The sequence below is a fragment of the Azospirillum sp. SYSU D00513 genome (assembly GCF_017356015.1).
Lineage (GTDB): Bacteria > Pseudomonadota > Alphaproteobacteria > Azospirillales > Azospirillaceae > Azospirillum.
Window position 1 is genome coordinate 1 of sequence record NZ_JAFIQV010000124.1, and the last position, 536, is coordinate 536.

Genomic DNA, 536 nt, shown 5'->3' on the forward strand with positions numbered 1-536 from the left:
GGCTCCGACTGCTTGTAGGCATCCGGTTTCAGGAACTGTTTCACTCCCCTCATCGGGGTGCTTTTCACCTTTCCCTCACGGTACTGGTTCACTATCGGTCACTGAGGAGTACTTAGGCTTGGAGGGTGGTCCCCCCATGTTCGGACAGGGTTTCACGTGCCCCGCCCTACTCGAGGACTGCTTCCGGTTTACCCGTACGGGGCTATCACCCGCTCTGGCCCGCCTTTCCAGACGGTTCCGGTTGTGTAGAAGCAGCCACTGGCCTGGTCCGCGTTCGCTCGCCACTACTAGCGGAGTCTCGGTTGATGTCCTTTCCTCCGGCTACTTAGATGTTTCAGTTCGCCGGGTTCGCTTCCCATGCCTATGGATTCAGCATGGGATACCGCCGAAGCGGTGGGTTTCCCCATTCGGAAATCTCCGGATCAAAGCCTGCTCGCGGCTCCCCGAAGCTTATCGCAACGTGCTACGTCCTTCATCGCCTCTCAGTGCCAAGGCATCCACCAGATGCCCTTCTTACGCTTGATCCTTGAAGCGTT

The 536-nt window shown here is 58.0% G+C and carries 1 rRNA gene; it reads right to left on the reverse strand.

Going from position 1 to position 536, the window contains the following annotated elements:
* Positions 1-525 (reverse strand): 23S ribosomal RNA (locus JUB11_RS32485); the annotation flags it as partial.
* Between the last annotated feature and the right edge of the window lie 11 nt (positions 526-536).